Raw genomic sequence first — 6,327 nt, 5'->3', positions numbered from 1 at the left:
AAAGATAAGGGCCAATCGGCCGAGTGATAAAAAAAGCCGCCCGGTGCAAACCGGGCGGCTTTTTTACAGCCAACTTCTGCCTGTCAGTCAGCGGGCGCTACCACCACCCGCCTCAAGCAAGACATCAATCAAGCCGCTTTCGTCTTCGCCTGCCCCATCATCCGCGTGATGTAGTACTGCTGGGCGATCGACAGCACGTTATTCACCACGTAGTACAGCACCAGACCGGCCGGGAAGAAGAAGAACATGACCGAGAAGGCGATCGGCATGAACATCATCATCTTGGCTTGCACCGGGTCCGGGGGTGTCGGGTTCAGGCGCGTTTGCAGGAACATCGACACGGCCATCAGCACCGGCAGGATGAAGAACGGGTCTTGCTGCGACAGGTCGTGAATCCACAGAATCCACGGCGCGCCGCGCATTTCCACGGACGACAGCAGCACCCAGTACAGCGAGATGAACACTGGAATCTGGATCACGACCGGCAGACAGCCGCCGAACGGATTGACCTTTTCGGTCTTGTACAGCTCCATCAGCGCGGCGTTCATCTTCTGCGGGTCGCCCTTGAAGCGTTCGCGCAGGGCTTGCATGCGCGGCGTGATCGCCTTCATGCGTGCCATCGACTTGTAGCTCGCGGCCGACAGCGGGAAGAACACCGCCTTGATCAGCAGCGTGAGCAGGACGATCGACCAGCCCCAGTTGCCGACATAGCTATGAATCTTCTCGAGCAGCCAGAACAGCGGCTTGGCGATGATCGTCACCCAGCCATAGTCCTTCACCAGTTCCAGACCCGGCGCGATACCTTCCAGCATGCGCTCTTCTTCCGGACCGGCGAACAGGCGTGCCGACACGTCAGCCGATTGGCCCGGCGCGATGGTCGGCACCGGCTCCTTCACGCCGACGCGATACAGCGACGGATCGATCTTCTCGACATAGATATCGCGCTTGACACCTTGCTGCGGAATCCACGCCGTCGCGAAGTAGTGCTGGACCATCGCAATCCAGCCGTTGTCGGCCGAGGTCGCGTAGTCCTGCTTGTTCTTGTCGACGTCGCTGAACGTCATCTTCTGGAAGTGGTGCTGATCCGTGTAGACAGCCGGTCCAATGAACGTGTGCGAGAAGCGCGGCGTTTCCACCGGCTGGCTGTCGCGCACCAGTTCCATATAGACAGTCGGCGTCACCGGCGTCGAACCGACGTTGACGATCTTCGTATCGACGCCGATCACGTAGCTGCCGCGCGTGAAGGTGTACGTCTTGATGACCTTCACGCCACCCTTGACCGGCGACTCGAAGCTGAGCGAGAACGACTTGGCGTCGCCCGTCAGATCGTGCGGCTGGTTGGGAACCGGCGTGTAGATGTCGGTGTGGTTCGGGAAATCGCCGCCCAGCAGACCCGTGCGCGCCAGATACGTGTGATCGGCGGTGTGGTCGAACAGGGTGATGACGAGATCCGGCTGCTTGCCGTCGCCCTTGTTGATGAGCGACAGCTTCGACAGCGTACCGCCGCGCGTGTCGATGTCGCCGCTGTAGACGTCAGTCGAAAACGGGATCAACTGGGCCTGGGCGGCGGGTGCCACGTTGCCCGGAGCGGGGGTGTTCGTTGCCGGCAGGTCAGCAGGCTGGGTTCCCGGCGTGGTCGTTCCCGGTGCTGCGCTGGCCGCGGTTTGCGTGGGCGTGGCGTTCGGGAAGAACATCGACGGGCGTCCGTGGTCGCGTTGCCAGTTGTCGAACAGCATGACCGCTGACATGAAGAAGATGACCCATAGGACGGTGCGTTTGATATCCATGCGTTGTCTCAGTGTCGATGGAACGGCGCGTCAGCGCTTTTCAGAAGTGGGAGGCGGGACAAGATCGATGCCGCCCGCCGAAAACGGGTGACAGCGGCACAGGCGCCTGGCGGCGAGGTAAGTACCACGCGCGGCGCCATGATACTGGATTGCTTCGCGCGCGTAATCTGAACAGGAGGGGTAAAAACGGCACCGGCTGCCGAGCAGAGGGCTCACGGCAACCTTGTAGAAACGCAATAAAGCGAAAAGTACCGTTTGCATGACTAGTGCGGCCAGCCAGCGCCGCGCAAGAAGGGATACCGGGCGACGCCCGGCCGGCGAGGCCGGTCGAACGTCTCCATAAGCGTCATTGCGTCGCTGGCGCATCCGCGGGTGGCGCCTCACGACGGGCAATTTCGCGCGCTGCCTTGTCGAGCAGCGCCTCTATTTCGCTACGGCACAGCGCCTTTAACGGCGGCGACGAGGCGCCCGGCATAGCCTTCTTGTCGAAGCGCGTGTGCAAACGCAGCAGCACGTCCCAACCGCCGAACTCCGCGCGCCGCAGCCGAAAGGCTTCGCGCGCGAGACGGCGTACCAGATTACGCGTGACCGCGCGCGGCGCATATTTCTTGCCGATCACGAGGCCGAGGCGTGCGTCATTGCCGGTGGGCCGGGCGTACACGACGAAGTGTGCGGTGCGGCGCCAGGGGCGCAAACGAAAAACGGATGAAAATTCATCCGTTTTTAGCAGCCTTGCGGCTTTAGGGAAGGCGGCTTGCGCTCGCAACGGAACCGAGCCCTGTTGCGGCGCTCCTGCCGTTCCCGCGCTACCGCGGGCTTCGGACATAGCGCGCAATCCGCTCGCCAGCCTTAGATGGCGAGGCGCTTGCGGCCCTTCGCGCGACGTGCGTTGATGACCTTGCGGCCGCCAGCGGTCTTCATGCGAACGCGAAAGCCGTGGGTGCGCTTGCGACGGGTAACGGAAGGTTGGTAAGTACGTTTCATGTTGCTCTCACTTGGCAGAGAAATAACCGCGCGAGCATCGCGGAAAGTGCAATGGCCGGTGGTTCAAAAATTGGTTTTCGCGGAACCCGCTATTTAAACCGGTTTTCTCTTGGCCGTCAACAATTTAGGCGCGTATTCCACAGGCTGGGCCCGTGCAAGGGGATTGATCCGTCCCTGTGGATAACTCCCTTTCCAGGTTGTTTTGGCGGTAGAATCTCGTCCTACTTCCCAAAAATCCTGTACGCCGCTCCGGCTCGCTTGCCCCGCAAACCCTTGTGGCACAAGCGCCTGGAGCCGTTCTGCCTGGCCGCTCAGGGCCTTGTTGCGCGACTGCAACAGGAGCGGCGGGGCTGCGTGCAACCATAACGACAGCAACTGATGAACGATTTCTGGCAACACTGTTCCGCACTGCTAGAGCGTGAGCTTACGCCCCAGCAGTACGTGACGTGGATCAAACCGTTGGCCCCGGTTGCGTTCGATGCAGCGGCGAATACGCTGAGCATCGCTGCGCCCAACCGCTTCAAGCTTGACTGGGTCAAAAGCCAGTTTTCCGGCCGCATTTCCGACATGGCGCGTGATTTTTGGCACGCGCCGGTCGACGTCCAGTTTGTTCTCGATCCGAAGGCGGGCATGCGCGGCGCGGCCGCTGCAGCGCCGGCGCCGCAACGTCCGTCGCAGTTTGCCGGCAATGCCGGCACGGCTGCTGTGGATGCGGCCGTCAATGCCGTGCAGGCGGCGCAGATCGGCCGTGCCAACAGCGCCGCGAATGGCGCAAACGCCGGCCAGCACGCCCAGCAACAGCACGCCGCTGACGACGGCGCCGACCTCGATCTCCCTGGTCTCGATGCCAACGAAGCCGCTGCGGCGCGCCGCACGTGGCGGCCGGGGCAGAGCGCCGCTCAGCAAGGCAGCGCCGAAAGCGGCTCCATGTACGAGCGTTCGAAGCTCAACCCGGTGCTGACTTTCGACAACTTCGTGACCGGTAAAGCCAACCAGCTGGCGCGCGCTGCCGCGATCCAGGTGGCGGACAACCCGGGCATCTCCTACAACCCGCTGTTTCTGTATGGCGGCGTCGGGCTCGGCAAGACTCACCTGATTCACGCTATCGGCAACCAGCTTTTGATGGACAAGGCCGGCGCGCGGATCCGCTACATCCACGCAGAACAGTATGTGTCCGACGTGGTGAAGGCCTACCAGCGCAAGGCGTTCGATGACTTCAAGCGCTACTACCACTCGCTCGACCTGCTGCTGATCGACGATATCCAGTTCTTCTCGGGCAAATCGCGCACCCAGGAAGAGTTCTTTTACGCGTTCGAAGCGCTGGTGGCCAACAAGGCGCAGGTGATCATCACGAGCGATACGTACCCGAAGGAAATTTCGGGCATCGACGACCGCCTGATCTCGCGTTTCGACTCCGGCCTGACCGTGGCGATCGAGCCGCCCGAGCTGGAAATGCGCGTGGCGATTCTGATGCGCAAGGCGCAATCCGAAGGCGTGAACCTGAATGAAGATGTGGCGTTCTTCGTGGCCAAGCATCTGCGTTCGAACGTGCGAGAGCTGGAAGGCGCGCTGCGCAAGATCCTCGCGTATTCGAAGTTCCATGGCCGCGAGATCTCCATTGAACTCACCAAGGAAGCGCTGAAAGACCTGCTGACGGTGCAGAACCGGCAGATCTCGGTGGAAAACATCCAGAAGACGGTCGCCGATTTTTACAGCATCAAGGTCGCTGACATGTATTCGAAGAAACGGCCCGCTAATATTGCGCGGCCGCGTCAGATTGCGATGTATCTCGCGAAGGAACTGACGCAGAAAAGCTTGCCGGAAATCGGCGAACTGTTCGGGGGACGCGACCACACGACCGTGCTGCACGCGGTGCGCAAGATCGCCGCCGAGCGCGGCACGGATGCGCAGCTCAATCACGAATTGCACGTCCTCGAGCAGACGCTGAAGGGCTGATCCGCGGGTTTTCAGGCGCGGCGGCCGGACTGCCCGGCGTTTGGGCAAAAAGCAGGAAAAATCGACCTGTTTATTTCGGAACTCGCCCCCATTTTAGGGGAGCGGTTCTGTTTTCAGGCACAATACAGGTTTAACCGCCCGGCGGCTGAGGGCGGATGTCACGCCGTGACTGGCGCAGCGTAGCGCCGGCGGGGGGCCGGGGCCACGCGTAGAAATTGCCGGGCAAGGCGCGCAGGCCGTCACATCAACGAAGGAACTCTATGCAACTGGTCAAGACCGAACGCGATAACCTCCTCAGGCCGCTGCAAACTGTGAGCGGCATCGTCGAACGCCGCCATACGTTGCCGATCCTCGCCAACTTGCTGATTACCAAGAACGGCCCAGACGTGTCGTTCCTGTCGACCGACCTCGAACTCCAGATCACCACGCATGCCGACTTCGGCGTGGGCGGCGATTCGGTCGCGACTACGGTAGCGGCGCGTAAGCTGCTCGACATTCTGCGTGCCATGCCTGACGGCCAGGTCACGCTGACACTGAACGACAAGCGCCTCACGGTGCAATCCGGCAAGAGCCGCTTTGCGCTGCAGACGCTGGCTGCGGACGAGTTTCCCACGGTCGCTCAAGCTAAAGACTTCGGTGCGAACCTGGTGGTTCCCCAGAAGACGTTCCGCCAGTTGCTCGGCATGGTCCATTTTTCGATGGCCCAGCAAGACATTCGCTACTACCTGAACGGCATGCTGCTGGTCGTAGACGGCGACCAGTTGATGGCGGTCGCGACGGACGGCCACCGTCTGGCGTTCTCGTCCATGAAGATCGAGGGTTCGTTCCCGCGCCAGGAAGTGATCATCCCGCGCAAGACGATTCTCGAACTGCAGCGGCTGCTGGAAGACATTGACGACACGCTGAAAATCGACATTGCGCCGAGCCAGGTGAAGTTCACCTTCGGTCAGGTCGAACTGGTGTCGAAGCTGGTGGAAGGGAAATTCCCAGACTTCCAGCGCGTCATACCGAAGTCGCACAAGAACCAGTTCCTGATTGGCCGTGAAGAACTGCAGCGCTCGCTGCAACGCGCGGCCATTTTGACGTCGGACAAATTCAAGGGCGTGCGCTGCATCATCGAGCCGGGCCAATTGAAGATCATGTCCACCAACGCGGACCAGGAAGAAGCCCAGGAAGAACTGGAAATTGCTTACACCGGCGACAGCGTCGATATCGGCTTCAACGTCACGTATCTGCTCGACGTGCTGGCGAACCTGAAGGTCGACATGTTGCAAGTGAGCCTGGGTGATGCCAGCTCCAGCGCGTTGATCACGATTCCCGAGAACGACGAATTCAAGTACGTGGTGATGTCAATGCGCATCTGACGCGTCCAACATCAAGAAGAACACCAAGGGGCACAGCGCCCCTTTGGCGTTTTTATGGTGTTTTGAAAAGTCCCGAGCAGCAACCCAGCAGCAACGCAGAACCGGAAAAAATCCATGACTGACACGAACAATTCGCAACCCGATAACAGCTACGGCGCCTCTTCGATTCAGATCCTCGAAGGTCTGGAAGCAGTGCGCAAGCGGCCGGGTATGTACATCGGGGATACATCGGACGG

6 protein-coding genes are annotated in these 6,327 nt (G+C 60.8%); 2 read left to right on the top strand and 4 right to left on the bottom strand.

All coding sequences use genetic code 11. From position 1 onward, the window contains the following. Positions 1 to 128: 128 nt before the first annotated feature. The 4 genes from yidC to rpmH all read right to left on the bottom strand — a co-directional run bounded on the left by yidC (position 129) and on the right by rpmH (position 2,771). On the bottom strand, positions 129 to 1,787 hold the full coding sequence (yidC, locus tag VGH41_RS23775; RefSeq protein ID WP_331600099.1) for a membrane protein insertase YidC: 1,659 nt from the start codon (positions 1,785 to 1,787) through the stop codon (positions 129 to 131). A 30-nt stretch (positions 1,788 to 1,817) separates the two neighbouring features. After that, positions 1,818 to 2,048 (bottom strand): membrane protein insertion efficiency factor YidD, encoded by a 231-nt coding sequence (yidD, locus tag VGH41_RS23770; RefSeq protein WP_133661444.1) that lies wholly within the window; start codon positions 2,046 to 2,048, stop codon positions 1,818 to 1,820. An 85-nt stretch (positions 2,049 to 2,133) separates the two neighbouring features. Beyond that, complete coding sequence (gene rnpA / locus VGH41_RS23765; protein WP_331600098.1) at positions 2,134 to 2,613, bottom strand: ribonuclease P protein component; 480 nt, start codon at positions 2,611 to 2,613, stop codon at positions 2,134 to 2,136. A 23-nt stretch (positions 2,614 to 2,636) separates the two neighbouring features. Continuing rightward, the gene (rpmH, locus tag VGH41_RS23760) at positions 2,637 to 2,771 is read right to left on the bottom strand and encodes a 50S ribosomal protein L34 (RefSeq protein ID WP_004198824.1); all 135 of its coding nucleotides are present in this window, start codon (positions 2,769 to 2,771) and stop codon (positions 2,637 to 2,639) included. A 378-nt stretch (positions 2,772 to 3,149) separates the two neighbouring features. Here rpmH and dnaA point away from each other — a divergent pair, with 378 nt between their 5' ends. Continuing rightward, positions 3,150 to 4,727, top strand: coding sequence for a chromosomal replication initiator protein DnaA (dnaA, locus tag VGH41_RS23755; protein WP_331600097.1), 1,578 nt, complete (start codon positions 3,150 to 3,152; stop codon positions 4,725 to 4,727). Positions 4,728 to 4,987: 260 nt separating this feature from the next. After that, entirely contained in the window at positions 4,988 to 6,091 is a 1,104-nt protein-coding gene (gene dnaN / locus VGH41_RS23750) for a DNA polymerase III subunit beta (protein WP_331600096.1), read from the top strand. The last annotated feature ends 236 nt before the right edge of the window (positions 6,092 to 6,327 follow it).

The sequence above is a fragment of the Paraburkholderia sp. genome, from assembly GCF_036488795.1.
GTDB lineage: Bacteria > Pseudomonadota > Gammaproteobacteria > Burkholderiales > Burkholderiaceae > Paraburkholderia.
The sequence above is the reverse complement of the archived record's forward strand: the minus strand, read 5'-3'. Positions and strand labels throughout refer to the sequence as shown.

What these genes read in the sequence shown, in the direction of transcription:
- yidD (WP_133661444.1), bottom strand. Translation starts at nt 2,048, where the DNA reads ATGCAAACGGTACTTTTCGCTTTATTGCGTTTCTACAAGGTTGCCGTG.
- rnpA (WP_331600098.1), bottom strand. Translation starts at nt 2,613, where the DNA reads ATGTCCGAAGCCCGCGGTAGCGCGGGAACGGCAGGAGCGCCGCAACAG.
- dnaA (WP_331600097.1), top strand. Translation starts at nt 3,150, where the DNA reads ATGAACGATTTCTGGCAACACTGTTCCGCACTGCTAGAGCGTGAGCTT.
- rpmH (WP_004198824.1), bottom strand. Translation starts at nt 2,771, where the DNA reads ATGAAACGTACTTACCAACCTTCCGTTACCCGTCGCAAGCGCACCCAC.
- yidC (WP_331600099.1), bottom strand. Translation starts at nt 1,787, where the DNA reads ATGGATATCAAACGCACCGTCCTATGGGTCATCTTCTTCATGTCAGCG.
- dnaN (WP_331600096.1), top strand. Translation starts at nt 4,988, where the DNA reads ATGCAACTGGTCAAGACCGAACGCGATAACCTCCTCAGGCCGCTGCAA.